Annotated in this window: 19 protein-coding genes; 6 read left to right on the forward strand and 13 right to left on the reverse strand. The window is 61.9% G+C overall.

Annotated features, from left to right (window positions below; genetic code table 11):
* The first annotated feature begins 63 nt into the window (after nt 1-63).
* Complete coding sequence (locus VMH34_10265; GenBank protein ID HTT09158.1) at nt 64-1,023, forward strand: Nudix family hydrolase; 960 nt, start codon at nt 64-66, stop codon at nt 1,021-1,023.
* Here the strand turns inward: VMH34_10265 and yacG are convergent.
* The 7 genes from yacG to VMH34_10300 all read right to left on the reverse strand — a co-directional run bounded on the left by yacG (nt 1,013) and on the right by VMH34_10300 (nt 6,962).
* On the reverse strand, nt 1,013-1,237 hold the full coding sequence (yacG, locus tag VMH34_10270; protein HTT09159.1) for a DNA gyrase inhibitor YacG: 225 nt from the start codon (nt 1,235-1,237) through the stop codon (nt 1,013-1,015). The genes VMH34_10265 and yacG overlap by 11 nt on opposite strands.
* Nucleotides 1,234-2,058 carry a cell division protein ZapD gene (gene zapD / locus VMH34_10275; GenBank protein HTT09160.1) on the reverse strand — a complete coding sequence of 275 codons (825 nt, stop codon included), beginning with the start codon at nt 2,056-2,058 and terminating at the stop codon, nt 1,234-1,236. Before zapD ends, yacG begins: the two co-directional genes overlap by 4 nt.
* Nucleotides 2,058-2,693, reverse strand: a complete 636-nt coding sequence (coaE, locus tag VMH34_10280; protein HTT09161.1) for a dephospho-CoA kinase — start codon at nt 2,691-2,693, stop codon at nt 2,058-2,060. The genes zapD and coaE overlap by 1 nt, the downstream gene beginning before the upstream one ends.
* A complete protein-coding gene (locus VMH34_10285) occupies nt 2,675-3,514 on the reverse strand; it encodes an A24 family peptidase (GenBank protein ID HTT09162.1) in 840 nt (279 codons plus the stop codon). The genes coaE and VMH34_10285 overlap by 19 nt, the downstream gene beginning before the upstream one ends.
* A gap of 128 nt (nt 3,515-3,642) precedes the next feature.
* Nucleotides 3,643-4,893: a type II secretion system F family protein gene (locus VMH34_10290; protein ID HTT09163.1), complete on the reverse strand. Its 1,251-nt coding sequence runs from the start codon at nt 4,891-4,893 to the stop codon at nt 3,643-3,645.
* Between the two features lie 3 nt (nt 4,894-4,896).
* The gene (gene pilB / locus VMH34_10295; GenBank protein ID HTT09164.1) at nt 4,897-6,621 is read right to left on the reverse strand and encodes a type IV-A pilus assembly ATPase PilB; all 1,725 of its coding nucleotides are present in this window, start codon (nt 6,619-6,621) and stop codon (nt 4,897-4,899) included.
* Nucleotides 6,622-6,749: 128 nt separating this feature from the next.
* The gene (locus VMH34_10300) at nt 6,750-6,962 is read right to left on the reverse strand and encodes a DUF2970 domain-containing protein (protein HTT09165.1); all 213 of its coding nucleotides are present in this window, start codon (nt 6,960-6,962) and stop codon (nt 6,750-6,752) included.
* A gap of 107 nt (nt 6,963-7,069) precedes the next feature.
* Between VMH34_10300 and cysE the strand changes: the two genes are divergently transcribed.
* Together cysE and rpmE are read left to right on the forward strand one after the other, a co-directional pair.
* Nucleotides 7,070-7,831, forward strand: a complete 762-nt coding sequence (cysE, locus tag VMH34_10305; protein ID HTT09166.1) for a serine O-acetyltransferase — start codon at nt 7,070-7,072, stop codon at nt 7,829-7,831.
* A 114-nt stretch (nt 7,832-7,945) separates the two neighbouring features.
* Nucleotides 7,946-8,152 carry a 50S ribosomal protein L31 gene (gene rpmE / locus VMH34_10310; protein HTT09167.1) on the forward strand — a complete coding sequence of 69 codons (207 nt, stop codon included), beginning with the start codon at nt 7,946-7,948 and terminating at the stop codon, nt 8,150-8,152.
* A 22-nt stretch (nt 8,153-8,174) separates the two neighbouring features.
* On the opposite strand, the gene kdpE is transcribed toward rpmE, so the two are convergent.
* Genes kdpE through kdpF form a run of 6 tightly spaced genes read right to left on the reverse strand, consistent with a single transcriptional unit; the run spans nt 8,175 to nt 16,228 of the window.
* Nucleotides 8,175-8,867 carry a two-component system response regulator KdpE gene (gene kdpE / locus VMH34_10315; GenBank protein HTT09168.1) on the reverse strand — a complete coding sequence of 231 codons (693 nt, stop codon included), beginning with the start codon at nt 8,865-8,867 and terminating at the stop codon, nt 8,175-8,177.
* Complete coding sequence (locus VMH34_10320; protein ID HTT09169.1) at nt 8,864-11,602, reverse strand: DUF4118 domain-containing protein; 2,739 nt, start codon at nt 11,600-11,602, stop codon at nt 8,864-8,866. The genes kdpE and VMH34_10320 overlap by 4 nt, the downstream gene beginning before the upstream one ends.
* Before the next feature lie 38 nt (nt 11,603-11,640).
* Nucleotides 11,641-12,213 (reverse strand): potassium-transporting ATPase subunit KdpC, encoded by a 573-nt coding sequence (gene kdpC / locus VMH34_10325; GenBank protein ID HTT09170.1) that lies wholly within the window; start codon nt 12,211-12,213, stop codon nt 11,641-11,643.
* A gap of 13 nt (nt 12,214-12,226) precedes the next feature.
* Nucleotides 12,227-14,308 (reverse strand): potassium-transporting ATPase subunit KdpB, encoded by a 2,082-nt coding sequence (gene kdpB, locus VMH34_10330; protein ID HTT09171.1) that lies wholly within the window; start codon nt 14,306-14,308, stop codon nt 12,227-12,229.
* A 25-nt stretch (nt 14,309-14,333) separates the two neighbouring features.
* Complete coding sequence (kdpA, locus tag VMH34_10335) at nt 14,334-16,139, reverse strand: potassium-transporting ATPase subunit KdpA (protein HTT09172.1); 1,806 nt, start codon at nt 16,137-16,139, stop codon at nt 14,334-14,336.
* Nucleotides 16,136-16,228 (reverse strand): K(+)-transporting ATPase subunit F, encoded by a 93-nt coding sequence (gene kdpF, locus VMH34_10340; GenBank protein ID HTT09173.1) that lies wholly within the window; start codon nt 16,226-16,228, stop codon nt 16,136-16,138. Before kdpF ends, kdpA begins: the two co-directional genes overlap by 4 nt.
* 342 nt (nt 16,229-16,570) lie before the next feature.
* On the opposite strand from kdpF, the gene VMH34_10345 reads away from it, so the two are divergent.
* From VMH34_10345 to VMH34_10355, 3 genes are all read left to right on the forward strand, one after another.
* On the forward strand, nt 16,571-17,329 hold the full coding sequence (locus VMH34_10345; GenBank protein HTT09174.1) for a thermonuclease family protein: 759 nt from the start codon (nt 16,571-16,573) through the stop codon (nt 17,327-17,329).
* 398 nt (nt 17,330-17,727) lie between these two features.
* Nucleotides 17,728-18,309 carry a c-type cytochrome gene (locus VMH34_10350; GenBank protein ID HTT09175.1) on the forward strand — a complete coding sequence of 194 codons (582 nt, stop codon included), beginning with the start codon at nt 17,728-17,730 and terminating at the stop codon, nt 18,307-18,309.
* Between the two features lie 113 nt (nt 18,310-18,422).
* Nucleotides 18,423-20,408: a cytochrome c biogenesis protein ResB gene (locus VMH34_10355; protein HTT09176.1), complete on the forward strand. Its 1,986-nt coding sequence runs from the start codon at nt 18,423-18,425 to the stop codon at nt 20,406-20,408.
* Nucleotides 20,409-20,411: the final 3 nt, after the last annotated feature.

Below are 20,411 nucleotides of genomic sequence, written 5' to 3' on the forward strand. Positions count from 1 at the left end.
GCGGAACATCAGGCGTTCCCATTTTTGAACGAGTTCAAAGACCGATCAGCACCGAGAGGCGCGGTGCATGTAGCGGTGGCGGTGATCGTGAATGCCGCGGGTGCCGTACTCATCAGTCGTCGTCCCGTCGCCGCGCATCAGGGCGGCTTGTGGGAATTCCCCGGAGGCAAGGTCGAGGCGGGGGAGACCGCGCGGGAGGCATTGCGGCGTGAACTCAGGGAGGAACTGGGATTGAGTGCACTGCACCTGCGGCCGTTGATCCAAATCGATCACTGTTATCCCGACCGGCGGGTATATCTGGACGTCTGGCGTGTGTCGCAGTGGGAAGGGCAGCCACAGGGACGCGAAGGCCAGTCTGTCAAATGGGCGTCACCAACAGCGCTCAACCGGGCCGATTTCCCGGCGGCCAACTGGCCGATCATCCAGGCTGCGCGCCTGCCGCCGTTGTATGTAATCACGCCCGATGCGGCGGCGGACGAAACCTGGCCTGCCCGTTTGGAACCGGTGCTTATTGCCGGCGTGCGCTTGTTGCAGTACCGCAGTCAGCCGCCGCTGGATGAATCCCGCGTTCGCGCCGTCATTGAAAAATGTCATCGGCACGAATGCCGTATGCTGGTGAACGCTGCGCCGGAAGAGGCGGTGCGCCTGAGCGCAGATGGCGTGCATCTAAACAGCGAACGCCTGCGCAGGATTACCCGGCGGCCGTTGCCGGGGAAATTCATGGTGGGTGCATCCTGCCACACGGCGGAGGAACTGGTGCAGGCCGAACGCATCAGCGCGGATTTCGCAGTGCTGGGGCCCGTGGAGCCCACAACCAGCCACCCATCCGCCAATCCACTCGGCTGGGCGGCTTTTGCCGAACAGGTGGCGCATGCGCGCCTGCCCGTCTATGCGCTGGGTGGGCTTGAGCCCAAGGATATCGTACGGGCATGGAGCGCCGGTGCGCAGGGGCTGGCAATGATCCGCGGCGTCTGGTCGGCGCCGGACCCCGCCGCCGCTGTTCATTATTGTCTCAGTGCTTGACCGTGGACGAAGGCACCACATTTTCCGGTGTCTGCTGATCCGCCGTCGATTCTTCGCTGATGCGGCGGCTCTCATTCAGCCAGGCGCCCAGATCGACAAACTGACAACGCTCGCTGCAGAACGGCAGATGGGAGTGTCCAGTGGAGACATCGAACCGCCGCCCGCAGGTTGGACAACGTGTGACTCGCGGATTGTCGGGACGATCTCTAATCATAGATTGCAGCACTGCAGCTCAAAGGGGATATCCATGTCCGTTTGCGCCGGACGGCTGGCGCTGCTCGGCTGTTCCAGGAAACGGATGGTGAAGCGGTGCCGGCCGCCGCTAATCTCCGGGAAGGCCTGGAGGCTGCCGGGGACCACCACCCGCACCAGCTGGCAGACCGTGTTGGGATCCACCGGCTGCTGATAGAAACCCGCCACCGCGGTCACCGTCTGCGGATGGGCGCTGTCGCGGATCAGGTGCAACACCAGCTCCACGGCGTCCTTGATGATCCGCAGATCGTTGAACCAGTAGTGTAGTTGTTCAACCCGCACTGCGACCGGCCGGGTCAGCCAGTAATGATAGGCGGGCAGGTCGAAGTTGCAGGTGCCGCCGGGGATGGGCAGACGCTGCTTGATGGCGTAAATCAACTCATCCTTGCGCAGCATCTGCGCCGGCTGGCAGCCGTTGCTGCGCATCGTGACCAGCAATTCATTGATTTGTTCGAGGATGTCCTGCAAGCGCGCGGGATCCACGCCGGGATTCTGCTGCAGACCCTGCAGGATGCCGGCGTGCCGTTCAAGTTCCTTGTTGAGTTCCGCCTTGAGATCGAAGCGCGACAGCAAATCGGTGACTTCAATCAGGCCCGTGAGCGCGGCGCGACTGTCCCACTCATCGGCGCCGTTGATGCGATGTTCAACCCCGTCGAACAGATATTCCAGACGCAGCAGGGCGCGGATGCGTTCATTGAGGGGTTGCTCATAGGTGACGACGGATTCTTTCGTCGCCGCAAACAGCGAACTCTGTCTCTGCATCGCCGTCGGATCAGCGCTCATCACGCCCCCACCTTGCGCGCCAGTTGTACATATCGATGATGCAGGGCCGCCACCCGCTGCCGTATTCGCGCCCGATCACCGTCGTTGACGATGACATCATCGGCATGACGCAGTCTTTCCTCAGCTGAGGCTTGGACACGCATGATTGCCTCGACTTGGGCGTGTGTCAAACCATCCCGCGCCTGAATGCGTCGAATCCGGATTTCCGCAGGTGCGTCCACCACCAGGATGCGGTCGAAGCCGCCCTGCCAGCCGCACTCCACCAGCAGGGGCACGCAGATGACGCAATATCCCGGGTGATCGGTGAGACGCTCCGCGCGTTCTCGCAGCAGCGCACGAATGCGGGGATGAAGGAGTGATTCGAGCGCCTGCCGGAGCTTGGGATCGGCAAAGGCGTGCTCCCGCACATAATCACGGCGGAGCCTTCCCCGTTCATCGACGGCCGCCCGCCCGAATTTTTCCACTATGGCATCAAGCAACGAACTGCCGGGTTCGACGATCTCCCGTGCCACCGCGTCAGCATCCAGCACTGGTACGCCCAGGGACGCAAACTCACTGCAGATGAGGGATTTCCCGCTGCCGATACCGCCGGTCAGTCCCACCTTGAACGGCGGTTTCAGAGCGGCATCGCCCATTGCAGATAGGCGGCGGTAAGTTCCTGGCCGTAAAGCATGGCAATCCAACCGGCGCAGGCCAGATAGGGCCCGAAGGGGATGGGCTTGCGGCGATCCCTCTGTACCAGCACGATGGCCGCGATCCCAAGGACGGCGCCGACTGCGGATGCCAGCACGATCACCAAGGGCAGGAGTTTCCACCCCATCCACGCGCCCAGGGCGGCAAGCAGCTTGAAATCGCCATAGCCCATCCCCTCACGTCCCGTCACGATCTTGAACAGCCAGTACACCGACCAGAGCGACACATAACCCAGAATGGCGCCGCCAACACTATCGTACAAACCGACCGGGAGCAGGCCGGTGAAATTCAACGCAATTCCAAGCCACAACATGGATAGTGTGATGTCGTCGGGGAGGAGGTAATGATCCAAATCGATGAAGGCGAGTGCGATCAGCGTCCACCCCATGACCGCGCAGGCCAATGCCGGCACTCCAAAGCCGAAATGCGATGCGGCAACGCCGCCCACAATGCCGGCCAGCAGCTCAACGAGGGGATAGCGCCAGGAGATCCGTGCATGGCAGTGCCGGCAACGCCCCCGTTGCCATAAAAAGCTGAGCAGGGGGATGTTTTCGATGGCGCGGATCAGGTGTCCGCAGTGCGGGCAGCGCGAACGCGGCGACCACAGATTGAAATGTTCGGCTGCTGTGACGGCAGGCTTTGCAGCTGTATCCTGGCCCATCAATTCAGCGCACTGCTGCCGCCATTCCCGCTCCATCATGACGGGCAGGCGGTGGATGACGACGTTGAGAAAGCTGCCGACGATGAGGCCCAATAGCACCATGACGGAGAAATAGAAACCCGGCGAGGTTTGCAGGGTTGAAAAGAGTTCGCTCAGCAAGGGCAGCTTTCAGTCGGCGCTTACCGCCCGCTCCGGCGTGTTGAGAGACTGCTTGATATCGATGCGCGGTCTTAAACCACCTGGCCCATCTTGAAGATGGGCAGATACATGGCGATCACCAGACCGCCGATCACGACGCCCAATACAGCCATGATCAGTGGCTCCAGCAGGCTGGTCAGCGCCTCCACCGCATCGTCCACTTCCTGTTCATACCAATCCGCGATCTTGTTCAACATGGCGTCCAGGGAACCTGATTCCTCGCCGATGGCCACCATCTGTATGACCATATTGGGGAATATCTTGGATTCACGCATGGCCACTTGCAGTTGCGTGCCGGTGGCGACCTCATCGCGCATCTTCATGGTGGCGTCATAGAAGATGATATTGCCGCAGGCGCCGGCGACCGAGGTCATGGCCTCGACCAAGGGCGTGCCCGCCGCGAACATGGTGGCCAGGGTGCGGGAAAAACGGGCGATGGCCGATTTTTCCAGAATTTCGCCAATCACCGGTATTTTGAGCGAGATCCGATCGATGAAATGTGCGACCGCCCGCGAACGGTTCTTGGCTTGGAGCAAACCATACACCACGCCGAAAATGCCGCCGAACATGATATACCAATAGGCTTGGAAAACCTTGGAAACCTGTATGACGATCTGGGTGGGCGCGGGCAGATCGGCGCCGAACCCCTTGAACAGGCTCTCGAACTGCGGGATGACGAAAATCATCAATATGGTGGTGATGATGAAGGCCACCACGATCACCGCCGTGGGATAAAACAACGCCCCCTTGATCTTGGACTTCAGCGCCTCGGTTTTTTCCAGGTAGGTTGCCAGCTTGTTGAGAATGGACTCCAGGATACCGGCGTGTTCGCCGGCGGTGACCAGGTTGACAAACAGTTCATTGAAATAAAGAGGATGTTTGCCCAGCGCCTCCGCCAGCGTGCCGCCGGCCTCGACCGAACCCTTGATGTCCATGATCAGGTCCTGCATGCTGCGGTTTTCGTGACCGCGGCCGACGATTTCAAAGGACTGCACCAAGGGCACGCCGGAGGACATCATGGTTGCCATCTGCCGCGCGAACACACAGATGTCCTTGGTGGTGATCTTCTTCTTGCCGGCGCCGAACAGCGGCTTGGGCTTCTTTTTGACCGAGGTCGGATTGATGCCCTGACGCCGCAATACGGCTTTGATGAGATTATCGCTGACACCGGACATCTCACCCTTGACGCGCTTGCCATTCTTGTCCATGCCCTCCCAGAGGTACATGTCGGACTTCTGGACTCTTGGCGCTGCCGCCGCCGCTGGTTTGGGTGCCTGGGCCATACGCTACTCCATGGTCACTGCATTGATCTCTTCGAGGCTGGTGATGCCGTCCATCACCTTCTTGAGCGCTGACTGGCGAATGTCCGGAATGCCTTCCTTTCGCGCTTGATCTGCGATCACAATGGCATTGGCATTTTCCATGATCAGGCGTTTCATGGCATCCGAGATAGGCATGACCTGGTAGAGGCCGGTACGTCCCTTGTAACCGCCATTGCAGGAGTCGCAACCCACCGCCTGATAAACGCGGAAGTTGGTGGAAACCTGCTGCTCGGTGAAGCCCTCCTTGATCAGGGAATCAGGCGGAATCTCGACGGGTTTCTTGCAATTGCTGCAGAGCTTGCGCGCCAATCGTTGCGCCGTGATCAGATTAATGCTGGTCGCCACCGCAAACGGGGCAATGCCCATGTCCATGAGACGGGTCAGGGTCTGCGGCGCATCGTTGGTGTGCAGCGTGGACATCACCATGTGGCCGGTTTGGGCGGCCTTCACCGCAATGCCGGCGGTGCCGAGATCACGGATCTCGCCGACCAGGATGATGTCCGGGTCCTGGCGCAGGAATGATTTCAGCGCCTTCTCGAAGGTCATGCCGGTCTTTTCATCGACCTGCACCTGATTGACGCCCGGGAGGTTGATTTCCACCGGGTCTTCGGCGGTGGAGATGTTGACGTCGATGGTATTGATGATGTTGATGCCGGAATAGAGCGACACCGTTTTGCCTGAACCCGTCGGGCCGGTCACCAGGAACATGCCATAAGGCTTTTTGATGTTTTCAAGAAACAGCTTCTTCTGATCTTCCTCATAACCCAGCATATCGATGTTCAACGCCGAGGCATCGGAGTTGAGGATGCGCATCACGGTCTTTTCGCCAAACAGCGTCGGGCAGGTGCTGACGCGGAAATCGATGGCCTTGGTCTTGGAGAGTTTCAGTTTGATGCGGCCGTCCTGCGGGACGCGGCGTTCGGAAACATCCAGCCGCGACATGACCTTGATGCGGGCGGCGATCTTGCCTGCCAGCACCAGCGGCGGTTTGGCCACTTCCGACAACTCGCCGTCAATCCGGAAGCGCACCCGGTAGTATTTTTCATAGGGCTCGAAGTGCAGGTCGGAAGCACCCTTCTTGATGGCGTCGAGCAGGCACTTGTTGACGAATTTCACCACCGGCGCGTCGTCCACCTCGACATCCGCGCCCTGCTGCTGCGCTTCGGTGTCGACGGTTTCCAGACCCTCCAGGTCTTCGAGACCGTCGTCGGCCGTCATGTCCTTCAGACTGGTGTCGGCGGCCTCCAGCGCCTGGTCGATGGCCTTGTTGAGTTTGTCCTCCTCAACCAGCACCGCCTCGGTGGTGCTGCCGCCGACGCTGAAACGGATCTCGTCCAGCGCCTTGAGGTTGGTCGGATCGGAGACGGCAATGAAAAGCCGGTTGCCGCGCTTGAAGATGGGCAGCGCGTGATTGCGGCGGATGATTTCTTCCTTGACGAGCTTGACCACGTCCTGATCGATGTCGAGCATGCCGATATCGAGCAGTGGCACGCCGAACTCCACTGAAGCGGCCATGGCGATGTCCTTGGCGGCGGCCAGCTTCTGTTCGACGAGGTAGGAAACCAGCGGCACCTTTTTTTCCAGCGAGGTCTGAAAGGCGCCAACCGCTGCCGGTTCGGCAATCAAGCCGTCCAGCACCAGCCTGCGCGCCAAACCCGTCAGTGGAATTTTAGTGTTCGGTACGGCCATAGCCTTTGATGTCTCCTGCAACTGCCGCTTTCCGGGCAGTCGATTCCCCCTATTGATTATAGACAAATCGTAGATGAAATGAAGCTAAATAGCCAATATTCCTGACTATTTCCCCACCAGGGACGGGCCTAACCGCCGGCGAGACGCAAAACCATGCGTACAATCAATACCATGGTCAGCACGAAGATCGCCGTACCTATCAGACCGGCGACGACAAACCGCCCCGGACTGCCCCCGGTAAAATCGCGTTCCCGATTTTTGGCACTTTGCACGCCGAATCCGGCCGCGAGCACGCTCTTCATGGTCTGCAGCAAACCGGGATGGGATCCGGGAGAAGTCATTGATGGCCGCCTTTCTGGTTGATGAATACTGCCGTGAATGACCAGAATTACCATAGAATAACCATTTTGAGAAACGATATGGCCATGATTTTTACGGGTGGTGCATGATGGAAGAGAAGTTGAAACGCCTGAAGGAAGATATCGACTGCGTCTTCGAACGCGATCCGGCGGCGCGCACGCGGCTGGAGGTGTTGCTTGCCTATCCGGGGGTGCACGCCCTGCTGCTGCATCGCGTCAGCCACTGGTTGTGGGGGCATGGGCTGAAACTGCTGGCGCGTGTCCTCTCGCACATCGGCCGGTTCCTGACCGGCGTCGAGATTCATCCCGGCGCAATCATCGGCCGCCGCTTCTTCATCGATCACGGCATGGGCGTGGTCATCGGTGAAACCTCGGAGATTGGCGACGACGTGACGCTGTATCACGGCGTGACCTTGGGCGGCACCAGTTGGCAGAAGGGCAAGCGGCACCCCACGCTGAAGGACAACGTGGTGGTGGGCGCCGGCGCCAAAATCCTGGGCCCCATCACGGTGGGCGCCAGCGCCCGCATCGGTTCGAACGCCGTGGTGGTCAAGGATGTGCCGGAGGGGGCCAGTGTGGTCGGCGTGCCGGGACATGTGGTGACGCCGCTCGTCGACAGGAGCCGTCAGCGCGAAGAAACGGCGCGACGCATCGGGTTCGATGCCTATGGCGCAACCCAGGATATGCCCGATCCCATCACCAACGCCATCAATTCCATGCTGGATCACATCCACGTCATCGAACAGCGCCTGGACGAAGCGCAGAAGCAGAAGGAGGAAGACAGCATCAAGGCCTCCACCGCCTTTGAGCCGCACAGGAAATCGGCATCCAAAGAATCGAGCGGTGATTGACGGCCCCGGCTTGCGCGGCGCGGCAAGAGGGGCTACTATCGCGCCCCTTTATAGGCCGGCGGCTCAAGCGCAGCCATGCCGGCCCTGTGCAGAAATCCCAAGGATTTTATTGACATGAAACCCGACATTCATCCCGCCTACGCCGAGGTCACGGTAACGTGCAGTTGCGGCAACACCTTCAAGACCGGCTCCACCGCCGGCAAGGACATCCATGTCGATGTGTGTTCCGCCTGCCATCCGTTCTACACCGGCAAGCAGAAACTGGTCGACACCGCCGGCCGTGTCGACAAGTTCCGCAAGAAATACGGCATCAAAAAGTAGGAACATCCGCAAACGCGCGCATTCAGATGTGAAAGCGGTAGCCGACGCCGGTCTCCGTCAGCAGGTGTCTCGGGCGGGCGGGCTCGGCCTCCAGTTTCTGCCGCAGATGGCCCATGTAAATGCGCAGATAATGGCTGCGGTCCACGTGCGACGGCCCCCAGACTTCGCGCAGCAACTGCCGGTGAGTGAGCACCTTGCCGGTATTGCGGATCAGTGTCGTGAGCAGGCGGTATTCGATGGGCGTGAGGTGTACGGGGAGGCCGGCGCGCCGCACGGCGCGGTGCGATTGATCGATCTCCACGTCGCCAAAGCTGAATAAGGATTCGCCGGCCGTGCCGGCGGCTGCGCGACGGCGGAGCGCCGCACGGATCCGCGCCAGCAGTTCGCCGACGCTGAAAGGTTTGACCAAATAGTCATCGGCACCCTGATCCAGCGCGCGAATCTTGTCTGCTTCCTCACTGCGCGCCGAGAGCACGATGATCGGCAAATCACTCCAACCGCGCAACTCGCGAATGAAATCCAGTCCATTGCCGTCCGGAAGGCCGAGGTCGAGGATGACAAGATCCGGCTTGCGGGTGGCGGCCTCAATCAATCCTTCCTTGACGGTTTCCGATTCAAATACGCTGAGACCTTCCGCCTCAAGAGCGGTGCGGACGAAACGGCGGATCTGCCTTTCATCCTCGACCACCACGACCACCGGGTGGTTGGTGCTCATGGATTGGCGGCCGCCGGCCGCGCCGTGGTATCGTCCTCTGTGTCCGGTGTCGGCGGCGGCGTGCCGAGCGGGAGGGTGAAGACGAAGCGGGCGCCGCCGGCACCCAGGTTCTGCGCCCGGATCCTGCCACCGTGCGCCTCGACGATTGCGCGGCAGATGGCCAGCCCCAGGCCGACGCCGGGGATCGCCGATTCCCGCTCCCCGCGGGTGAACTTGTCGAAGATGGACTCAATCTGGTCCGGCGGTATGCCCGGGCCGCTGTCCGTGATCGAAACCTCCAGTTCGGTGCCCGTCACGGCGGCGCTGACGGAGATGTCGCTGCCCGCCGGCGTATATTTGGCGGCATTCTCCAGGAGATTGCACAGCACGCGCTCGATCAGCACGCTGTCGATCTCCACCAGCGGCAGGTTCACGGGCAGCAGCACCCGCACCCGGTGGCCGGCCAGCGCACCCTGACGGGCGCGCAGGGCGGTGCCGACCACCTCCTCCAACGGCTGCCACTGGCGGTTGAGGCGCACCTCTCCCGACTGCAGCCGCGCCATGTCCAGCAGATTGTTGACGAGGTCGTTCATGCGCAGCGCCTCGTCGCGGATCGCGACCGCCAGTTCCCGCTGGCGGACGTCGCCGGGCGGCATGGCCATTCTCAAGGTATCGGCCAGTCCCACCAGCGCCGTGAGCGGCGTGCGTAGATCGTGCGACAGCGCACCGAGCAGCGAATTGCGCAGGCGCTCGGACTCGATCCGGACCAGCGCCTGCTGGGCGATATCGACGTAATGAACGCGCTCGAGCGCAAGCGCAATCTGGGAGGCAAAGGTTTCCAGCAGGCGGTATTGTTCGGGCAGGAAGAAAGACTCCGGCCGCGCCGGTTTCACGGCCAGCACGCCGCGCGTGCGCATCGGCGCCTTGAGCGGGAGATAGTACGCCGGCGCCCCCGCCAGGGTGTTCGTACCCAGGCCGGCGGGATGCTCATTGTCGAACACCCATTGGGCGATGCTGGCGTCGGTGGGCGCCTCGCCATCGTCACCGGCCTTTACCGGGATGAGCTTGTCATTCAGATCGGAGAGGAATATCCATGTGCCGGCCTGAAAGGTGCCCGTGATATGACGGCGCGCGATCTCGACGATCTGTACGGTGACCAGTGCCCCCGAGAGTTCACGGCCCATCTCGTACAGTGCGCTGGCGCGTCGCTCCCTGAGCATCGAGACGCGCGCCTGGTAACGCAGGTTGGCGGCGAGATTGCTGACGGTGACTGCAACGCCAAGCATGACCGCGAAGGTGACAAGATATTCGGTATCGGCGACGGTGAAGGACAGCACCGGCGGCACGAAAAAGAAGTCAAAGGCCACCACCGACAACACCGCTGCCAGGATGCCGGGATACCGGCCGAAGCGGAAGGCGGCGACGATCACCCCGAGAAAATACAGCATGATGATGTTGACCAGATGGAAATACAGTGCCAGCGGCATGGCGAGTAATGTGGTCGTGATACAGATGATGACGGCCCACAGAAAGTGCCGGGGTCGTTCCTCATCGACCGGTTCGAAGACGAAGCCCGTGTCAGCGGGACCCGTATCCGCAGTCGCGGGTTGCGCCTTCGGTGTGGCCGCGATCACAATGACATCGATGTCGGTTGCGAGTGCGCCGAGCTGTTCCGAGAGCGGCGGACGGAACAGTTGCGACAACCTGGAGCGGTGGCTGCGTCCGACGACGATGCGGGAGGCATTGCGGCTGCGGGCATAGCCTATGATCGCCGCGGCCATATTGTCGGCGGCCAATGTGGTGCCTTCGCCGCCCAGTTCCTGCGCCAGCCGGATCGCGTCCAGGGCCCGCTGCCGGCAGGCGCGCGTTGCGCGTTGCATGCGTGGTGTTTCCACGTACAGGGCGATCCAGTCCGCGTGCAGAATGTCCGCCAGGTGGCCAGCGTTGCGAACGATCTTCTCGGCGTCGACTTCCGGACTGATGCATACCAGCAGGCGCTCCTTGGCCTGCCACACGCTCTGTATGGCCCAATTGCTGCGGTATTCGCGCATCTGCGCGTCGACCCGATCCGCCGTACGACGCAGCGACAATTCGCGCAGCGCGATCAGATTGCCCTTGCGGAAGAAGTTCCGGATGGCGTGCCGGGCCTGTTCCGGCACGTAGACCTTGCCTTCCTTGAGTCGGCGCAGCAGTTCATCCGGCGGCAGGTCCACCAGCACCACCTCGTCGGCGTGTTCGAAGACGGTGTCAGGCAGGGTTTCGGCGACGCGTATGCCGGTGATCTGACCAACCACGTCATTGAGGGTTTCCAGGTGCTGGACATTGAGGGTGGTGTAGACATCGATGCCGGCGTTGAGCAATTCCTCGACGTCCTGCCAGCGCTTGTGATGGCGGGATCCCGGGGCGTTCGAGTGCGCCAGCTCATCGACAAGGATCACGACAGGACGACGGGCGAGTGCACGATCGATGTCGAATTCGCCGAGATGGCGGTCACGGTAAATGACCGAACGCGGCGGCAGACGCTCCAATCCCTGCAACAGCGCTTCCGTTTCCACGCGGCCGTGGGTTTCAACGACGCCGACGACCACGTCCAGACCCTCGTCGCGCAGGGCCCGGGCGGCGGAGAGCATGGCGTAGGTCTTGCCGACGCCGGCGCAGGCGCCGAAAAATATCTTGAGCCGCCCGCGCAGGCGCCGTTCCTCTTCCCGCTGAACCTTGCCGAGCAGTGCGTCAGGATCGGGGCGTTGATCGGTCATTGCCGCCGCCGCAAAGAACTCCTAAGTGGTTGACTTGATCAACGCATCTCATCAAGGGCGAGATTAAGCAAAAGCACGTTCACCCGCGCTTCGCCAAAGATACCCCATTGCCGCGGCTCTGTGTACTGCGCGACCAGCACGCGCACCCGATCCGGGGAAAGATTTCTCGCCCTGGCCACGCGATCGATTTGATATGCCGCCGCCGCCGGGCTGACATGCGGGTCGAGCCCGCTGCCCGACGCGGTCACCAGATCGACCGGGACGGGCCCCTGCTGATCGGGATGAGCCTGCTTCAGCGCCTCAATCCGGGCCTTGACGCCGTCGAGCAGCGCCGGATTGAGCGGACCGAGGTTGGAACCGCTCGATGAAGCGGCGTTGTAGGGATACGGCCCGGTGGCTGAGGGGCGGCTCCAGAAGTATCGGGGACCGCTGAAGTTCTGGCCGATCAGTTCAGAACCGACCACCTTGCCGTCCTTTTCGATCAGGCTGCCTCTTGCCTGATGGGGGAACAGTACCTGGCCGAGGCCGGTCACCAGCAGCGGGTAAATGACGCCGGTAATCAGGCTGAGCAGCAGGAGCAGCAGTAATGCGGGGCGGATTTCTCTGAGCATATTTGCGTCTCCCTCAAACGAGTCCCAAAACCACCAGCATGACGTCGATCAGCTTGATGCCGATAAACGGAACAATGATGCCGCCGACGCCGTAGATGAGCAGATTGTTGCGCAACAGGGTCGCCACGCCGATGGGCTTGTATTTCGTGCCCTTGAGCGCCAGCGGAATGAGGGCGACGATGATGAGCGCGTTGAAGATGACCGCCGACAGCACCGCCGATGAAGGACTGGCGAGATGCATGACGTTGAGGGCGTTGAGCACCGGGTAGGTGCTGGCAAACATGGCGGGGATGATGGCGAAGTACTTGGCGACGTCGTTGGCGATGCTGAAGGTCGTGAGCGAGCCGCGCGTCATCAGCATCTGCTTGCCGATCTCGACCACCTCGATCAGTTTGGTGGGGTTGGAATCGAGATCCACCATGTTGCCCGCCTCCTTGGCCGCCTGTGTGCCGCTGTGCATGGCCACGGCCACGTCGGCCTGCGCCAGCGCCGGCGCGTCATTGGTGCCGTCGCCGGTCATCGCCACCAGCAGGCCCCGCGCCTGATGCTCGCGGATCAATTTCAGCTTGGCCTCCGGCGTGGCCTCGGCGAGAAAATCATCGACGCCCGCCTCGGCGGCGATGGCGGCCGCGGTCAGCCGGTTGTCGCCGGTGATCATGACGGTCTTGATGCCCATGCGGCGCAGTTCGGCGAAGCGCTCCTTGATGCCGCCCTTGACGATGTCCTTGAGTTCTATCGTGCCCAGTACCTGCGCGCCGTCCGCCACCACCAGCGGCGTCGAACCGCGGCGCGAGAGGGTATCGACAACGGTTTCCACCTCGGCTGGAAAATGACCGCCCAGCGACTCGACGTGCTTGCGCACGGCCTCGGGCGCGCCCTTGCGCACCTGGCGTTCGCCCATGTTGATGCCGCTCATGCGGGTGTGGGCGCTGAACGGTACGAAGGTGCCGCCCAGGGACTGCATGTAGCGCTCGCGCAGGTTGAAGCGCTGTTTCGCCAGTACCACGATGCTGCGGCCTTCCGGCGTTTCGTCGGCGAGCGAGGAAAGCTGCGCCGCGTCGGCCAGATCTTTTTCGCTCACCCCGCTCACGGGCAGAAAGGCGGCGGCCTGGCGGTTGCCGAGCGTGATGGTGCCGGTCTTGTCGAGCAGCAGCACGTCGACGTCGCCCGCGGCCTCGATGGCCCGCCCCGAATTGGCGATGACGTTATGCTGGAGCATGCGGCCCATGCCGGCAATGCCGATGGCGGAGAGCAGGGCGCCGATGGTAGTGGGGATGAGGCATACCAGCAGCGCCACCAGCACCGTGACCGTGACGGCTGTGCCCGTCCCGGTGACGTTGACGCTGAACACCGAATAGGGCAGCAGGGTGACCGTGGCCAGCAGGAAGATGATGGTCAGGACCACCAGCAGGATGGTCAACGCAATCTCGTTCGGGGTGCGCTGGCGCCTGGCGCTCTCGACCATGTGGATCATCCGGTCGAGGAACGCCTCGCCCGGGTTGACCGTGATGCGAATGATGATCCAGTCGGACAGCACGCGCGTACCGCCGGTGACGGCGGAAAAATCGCCGCCCGATTCGCGGATGACCGGCGCCGATTCGCCGGTGATGGCGCTCTCGTCCACCGAGGCCACGCCCTTGATCACCTCGCCGTCGCCGGGAATCACGTGGCCCGCCTCCACCAGCACGATGTCTCCCCGGCGCAATTCGCCGGCGGGCACCGTCCACCATTTGGCTGCGGGATCCGGGTCCTTGAGTTTCTTCGCCCAGATCTCTTTTCGCACGCCGCGCATGGCGGCCGCCTGGGCCTTGCTGCGCCCCTCGGCGAGCGCCTCGGCGAAATTGCCGAACAGGACGGTGAACCACAGCCACAGGGAAATGGCCAGAATGAAGCCGGCGGGCGCCTCGCCGTGTCCGCCGAGGGCCTGCACGAACAATATCGTGGTCAGGATGCTGCCGACAAAGACGACAAACATCACCGGGTTGCGGATCTGCTCGCGCGGCGCGAGTTTTTTGAAGGCATCGATGAGCGCCGCCCGGACGAGTTGGGGGTCGAACAGCGGTAGTCCCACAGATTTGCGTGTCTTGAGCTTCATCAGCTTGTCTCCAGGCAGCGGCGCGTCAGTGCGCGCCCATCATCATCAGGTGTTCAACGATCGGCCCCAGCGCCAGCGCCGGGACAAAGGTCAGGGCGGCCACCAGAAACACGGTGCCGATGAGCAGCGCGACAAACAGCGGGCCGTGGGTCGGCAGCGTGCCGACGCCCGCGGGGATGCGCTTCTTGGCGGCCATCGAACCGGCGATGGCGAGCACCGGCACGATGATCCAGTAGCGGCCGAACCACATGGCCACGCCCAGCCACAGGTTGTAGAAGGGCGTATTGGCGCCGAGGCCGGCGAAGGCGCTGCCGTTGTTGTTGGCGGCCGAGGAGAAGGCATACAGGATTTCGCTGAAGCCATGCGCTCCCGGGTTGGCAATACCGGCCCGCCCCTGCGCGGCGAGCACGGCGATGGCGGTCCCGACCAGCACCAAGAAAGGGGTGATCAGGATCGCTATCGAGGCCATCTTCATCTCGTAGGCCTCGAGCTTCTTGCCCAGGTACTCCGGCGTGCGGCCGATCATGAGCCCGGCGACGAACACGGCGATGATGGCGAGCATCAGCATGCCGTAAAGTCCGGAGCCGACCCCGCCGAACACGACCTCGCCGAACTGCATGTTCAACATCGGCACCAGACCGCCGAGCGGGGTGTAGGAGTCGTGCATGGAGTTCACCGAGCCGTTTGAGGCGGACGTGGTCGCCGCGGCCCACAGTGCCGAGTTGGCGATGCCGAAGCGCGTCTCCTTGCCTTCCATGTTGCCGCCGGCCTGCAGCACACTGGCGCCCTGATCGGCACCGAGGGCGGTGAGCGCCGGGTTGCCCTGCTGCTCGTAGTAGGTCACGACACCGGTCATGAAGACGAAGATCACCAGCATCGCCGCGAGGACCGCCCAACCCTGGCGCGTATCGCCGACCATCTGACCGAAGGTGTAGCACAGCGCCGCGGCAATGAGCAGGATGGCCTCCATCTCCAGGAAATTGGAGAGCGGCGTCGGGTTCTCATAGGGATGCGCCGAGTTGACGTTGAAATAGCCGCCGCCGTTGGTGCCGAGTTGCTTGATGGCGATCTGCGAGGCGACCGGCCCCATGGGCAGGGTCTGTTCCTTGACGGTGACCGTCTCCGTGACCGGGTTGCCCTTGGCATCCTTGACCGGCTGGCCGGCCGCGTCGTTTTTCGGCTGTTCGTAGCTTACCGGCTCGGTCAGCGCGACGGTTTTATAGGCGTCGAAATTCTGCAGCATGCCCTGGCTGACCAGTGCCAGCGCCAGCACGAGCGACAGCGGCAGCAGGATGTAGAGCGTGCAGCGGGTGAGATCGACCCAAAAATTGCCGATGTACGGCGCCGTATGCCGCGCGAAACCGCGGATGAGGGCGATGAGAACAACGATGCCGGTCGCCGCGGAGAGGAAATTCTGCACCGCCAGGCCCAGCATCTGCGTGAGATAACTCATGGTCGTCTCGCCGCCGTAACCCTGCCAATTGGTATTGGTGGCGAAGCTGACCGCGGTGTTGAAAGACGAATCCGGGCTGACCGCGCCCATCGCCGCCGGGTTGAGCGGCAGCATCCCTTGCAGGCGCTGCAGCGCATAGACGGCGAGGAAGCCGAGCAAATTGAAAACGAGCACCGCCACGGTGTATTGCGTCCAGGTCATCTCCCTGCCGGCGTTGACGCCGCAGAGGCGATAGATGCAGCGCTCGAAGGGTCCGCCCCATCGCGTGACGCGCGATTTGCCTTCGAACACCCGCGCCATATAGGCGCCGAGCGGCTTCACGCAGGCCAGCAGCACGGCGACGTACAGGACGAATTGGAGAACGGTGGAGGCGGTCACGAGAATGACTCCGGATAAAGCAGGACGATGACCAGATAAATGAAAAGCAGCAGGGCGATGACGCCGCTCAAGGCATAAATCGAGGTCATGGTGATCTCCTCAGTTGCTGGCAAACCTTCAGCAAGCCCATCGTCAAGGCGAAGAAGCCCACCGCGATCGTCAGATATAGCATGTCCATAAATAACCCTTTCGTATTGATGCGCCTTGTGGTGAACGGTTTGTAGCATGGGCGTCACCGTCACAATTTGATCTCAATCAATCGGAGCTTGGGCGCCCTGTGTGACAAAGATAGTGATGGCCGTGTAAAAAAGGGATAAAAGTCGATCTGCTGGAAGTAAAAATTCCGTAAACGAAGCCGAAGCGTGCCCCCCAGGACGAGGATGGTTGCATGACGCCTTTTTTGCTGGCCAAGTCACGGGCATTATAGTGACGTGAAGCCAAGACAACTCGCCTTGCTTTTGCTTTGCTTTGTATTGCCCGGCGCCACCCTGGCGGATGAGTGCGCGCTCCGGCACTCGGATGCCACCGCCATCATTGCGACGATTTACGATGGCGATACGGTGCGATTGGCGGACGGCCGGGTGGTGCGATTCATCGGCGTGAACGCGCCGGAAGTCCGCCACGAGGAGGCGCCGGCGGAACCCTATGCCGACGAAGCCGCCGGGGCGTTGCGCGCCATAATGCCGCCGGGCACGCGGGTGATGCTGGCCTACGATGCCGAGCGGCATGATCACTATCAGCGGCTGCTGGCGCATGTCTTTCTCCCGGACGGCACCAACCTGCAGTCCTGGCTGCTGCGTCAGGGCTACGGCCAACTACTGACGATCTCACCTAATCTCGCCTACTTGCCCTGTTATCAATCCGCCGAATATGAAGCGCGACGTGCACGCCGCGGACTGTGGGCGCTGCCGTACTATCAACCGGTGGAGGCTGAAAAACTGACCGCGAAACTCACCGGCTTCAGGGCGGTGCGGGGCGTGATCCGGAATATTCGCCATCGTGACGGCATCACCTGGCTCGCGCTCGGCGATAAATTTTCCCTCAAGATTTACGATCGCGACCGGCAATACTTTATCGGTGTGGACATCAACCGCTGGCGCAATCGCGCGGTCGTCGCACGGGGCTATGTCGTCGCGGTGCACGGGCGATTCAGGATGCAGATCCATCATCCAGCCAGCTTGGAGTTTTAAGGGCAGTTTAATTCTTACTCCATGTCATTCAATGGGATGCTCATAAAAGCTGATTTATTTATCACGAGAAATATATTGCGTACTGATCTTGAATGACAATTCAAATTTACGTTGAGCGGCCAGAGCCGTTGAACTTTTAGACAGGGTTTTAGGTCTCATTGATTACACGTACCTCAACGGACGTGCCCGCTCAACCTCCCGAGCGGGATGAAACATGCCCGGCCTCCCCAGCCGGGCCCCTCTAAACCCCCGGGCAGTTAACTCCCCCTGTTATGCCCGGGGTTTTTTTTGCGCTTCGCCGCGCGGGCCATTCTGCGGAATGAGGCACTTTGGTGTATTCTTTGCCGCACTTTTGTGCTTTCACATTTGGGGCATATGACGTGAAAAAACGATTGGGGATGAGCGTCACGCTCACTGGTTTTTTGTTGCTGGCGCCCGTGCTCCACGCGGACAACGGCGCACAAAAAGCGGCCGTATGCGCCGCCTGCCACAATGCCGACGGCAACAGCACCAATCCCGAGTGGCCGAAACTGGCGGGTCAGGGTGCGCGGTATCTGCGGGAACAGTTGAAGGCGTTCAAGGCAGGGGTTCGTAAAAATCCCACCATGGCGCCGATGGCGGCCAATTTAAGCGATGAGGACATCAAGGCGGTCGCGGAATATTTTGCGGCGCAAAGGCGCAAGATCGGCGCCGCCAAGCCGGAATTGGTTAGCGCCGGCGAACGTCTGTACCGCGGTGGCAACAACAATACCGGCGTGCCGGCGTGCATGGCCTGCCATGGCCCGCGCGGTTCCGGCAATCCGGCGGCGGGCTATCCGGCGCTGGGTGGACAGCACGCCGTCTACACCGCCAGGCAACTCGACGCCTACCGCACGGGCGAGCGCGCCACGGATAACAACGCCATCATGCGTACGATCGCCGCCCATTTAAGCGCGGCGGAGATCGAGGCGGTGGCGTCATATATCGAAGGATTGCACTGAGTGCCGCACCGGTCCTGATTATCTTCCCGCGGGCCGGCAGCTCCCGCCGCCCACATCACCAACCTTCCGTCATGAGTCTCGCCCGCGCCCCCGCTGTCCGCTTTTTGGGATCGATGAATCTTGCCATCACGTTGCTGGTGGGCGTCGCCATGGCGTCGGTCATCGGAACGGTCCTCAAACAAAACCAGCCGTATCCGGATTATCTGGCCAAATTCGGCCCATTCTGGTTTGAGGTATTCCGGGCGCTGGGACTCTATGATGTCTACACCGCGGCATGGTTCTTGTTCATTCTGGCCTTTCTTGTGACCTCGGTCAGCGTCTGTCTGTGGCGCAATGCGCCGCTGATGGTGCGCGCCATGCATGACTATCAGGAAGGCCGCACCCGGCAGCAACTGGAACGGCTGAAATTCAGACATGAATTTGTCAGTTCCTGCGAAACCGCGCGCGCGCAGGACGTGATGTTGCAAACGTTGCGGCGCCATGGTTACCGCAGCAGAGTGCGTTCCATCGGGCCGCACCACGTGCTGGGGGGTATAAAAGGCTGGGGCAACCGGCTGGGCTATCTCTGCACGCATTCCGCGGTGGTGCTCATCTGCGTGGGCGGTCTGCTCGACGGCAATGTACCGCTGAAGCTGGGAACGCTTCTGGGCGACCTGCGCATCGAAACGCGCGATCTGCCGGTGGCGGAAGTCCCGCCGCAGAGCCGCCTGCCGCGGGACAATCCCTCGTTTCGCGCCAGCGTGCTGATCCCGGAGGGCCAGCGCGCGGACGCCGCCTACGTCAACGTCGCCGACGGCTATCTGCTGCAGCCGCTGCCGTTCGTGATCGCGCTGAAGAAATTCCGCATTGAGCATTATCAGACCGGCCAGCCCAAATCGTTCGAGAGCGACATCAAACTGAGCGAACCAGGCTGGGCGGCGCCGCGTGATTACACCATTGCCGTGAATCACCCACTCATCCTGGACGGCTACAGCCTGTATCAGGCAAGCTTCGAGGATGGCGGCTCCCGGCTGCAGTTGCGGTTGCATCCCTGGCAGTCACCGCAGGCGGAGGAACTGGAGACGCGGGTGAACGCGACGCTGACCCGCCAGGACGGGGGACAGGAACTGCGCCTGGAGTTCACCGACTTCCGCCGTTTCAATCTCAACCCGGCGCCGGGAGACAGTGGAGCGCGGCGTGCCTTCATCGATTACGGCCCCAGTTTCACCTACCGCCTGCGGCGTGCCGACGGCACCGCGAGGGAATACGTCAATTACATGCAGCCGGTGACCCTGCAGGGCCGCGCCTATTTCCTGAGTGGTGTGCGCGACTCGCCCGCCGAGGAATTTCGTTACCTGCACATCCCGGCGGATGAAAACGGCACGCCGGGTCGGTTTTTGTCGCTGGTGCAGGCGTTGTACGACGATTCCCGCTGGAATCGCGCGATGCCGCGCATCTTGCAGGATGCCGCGCCGACCGCCGCGCGGGACGCAACGCTGCAGTCGAATCTGGAACAGGCGACCCGCCGCTTGCTGACCTTGTTCCGGCAGGGCGGGCTCGACGCCGTGCTGAACTTCGTCAATACGGTGGTGCCGGAACCCCATCGCGATGCCGCCGGCGCGGCCTACATCAAGCTCCTGCAAACCGCGTTGCGCGCGGTGTATGACGACATCCATCCGCCGCCTGCGGAACCGTCTTCAGCCGATTCGGAAAAGGAGAGGGAGTTGTTTCTGCAAGACGCCTTCGCGGCGCTGTCGGCGCTGCCGCTGTATGGCTCGCCGTTTTACCTGTCGCTTTCCGGTTACACCGAGGTGCTGGCGAGTGGGCTGCAAATCACCCGCACGCCGGGCAAGCGCGTGGTTTATCTTGGTTTTGGTCTCCTCCTCTGCGGTGTTTTCCTGTTATTTTATGTGCCGTACCGAAGGGTGTGGGGCTGGCTCGAGGCGCAGGGGGACGAAACCCGTGTGTTGCTGGCGGGCGCAAGCCTGCGGCATGAGCCGGATTTCAGACGGGAATTTTCGCGCCTCGCCTTGAAGGTCCACCGGGATATGCAGGCGCGGTCACCGCCGGGCAGTGCAACCCTTGCCGGCGCCGGCGGTCAGAGGAACGATAAGTCTTAAATT

Source organism: Gammaproteobacteria bacterium, assembly GCA_035501935.1.
Lineage (GTDB): Bacteria > Pseudomonadota > Gammaproteobacteria > JAJPIJ01 > JAJPIJ01 > JAJPIJ01.